This window comes from Paraclostridium dentum (assembly GCF_012922555.1).
GTDB classification, from domain to species: domain Bacteria; phylum Bacillota; class Clostridia; order Peptostreptococcales; family Peptostreptococcaceae; genus Paraclostridium; species Paraclostridium dentum.
In genome coordinates this window covers 1-654 of record NZ_WIPK01000078.1, presented here as the reverse complement: position 1 = coordinate 654, position 654 = coordinate 1, and the positions used below count along the sequence as shown (strand labels likewise).

At 49.8% G+C, this 654-nt stretch carries 1 protein-coding gene; it reads left to right on the top strand.

Annotated elements, in window-relative coordinates:
• Positions 1 to 58: 58 nt before the first annotated feature.
• Positions 59 to 592, top strand: coding sequence for a hypothetical protein (locus GFJ41_RS17840; RefSeq protein ID WP_170075988.1), 534 nt, complete (start codon positions 59 to 61; stop codon positions 590 to 592).
• The last annotated feature ends 62 nt before the right edge of the window (positions 593 to 654 follow it).

Genomic DNA, 654 nt, shown 5'->3' with positions numbered 1-654 from the left:
ATAGATTGTGGAGGAAACAACAGACTTCTGTGCACACTTTTCTGCTGGAGAAGAAGACATGGCATCTATCAACGAGACAAGTATCTTTGATGTCGTGTTTAAGTTGGACGAGGCTCAGATCTCCGACGAGACGCCTGAGGTGTTAAGCCAAGTCTCGGCCACCAACGACTCGGATCAGGAGGCGGCTCAGTCTATCAACGTGTCGTACACGGACGACAAAACCTACACTTTCAACGGTGGCTCGACCACGGAAGGGGCGGCGAAAACAACCATCTCAGCTGACCTGCCCTTCATCACAGGGGTAGGGAACATCACCGTCCATTCCCACATAACGAAGGAGCCTTTCGAGTGGGGCACTGCCAAAACCATTACAACATCGCTGGCGGTCACGGCCAATGTTACCGTGCCACCGAAAAGTACGATGGTAGTTAAATATTCTGCCACCAAGGGCACCTGCAAAATTCCTTACTCTTACACTCGGGAGGACAGGATGTCCGACGGCCAGGTTGTTACTAGTCAGCATACTGATGGTGTCTACAATGGCGTCAGTCGCTACAACTTCACCTTAATCAAGGACGTATCACCTCTCTAGCTCTTCATCATCGTCATCGTCGTAGTCGTCGTCATTGATTATCTTTCCCTTTGTTTATGTAT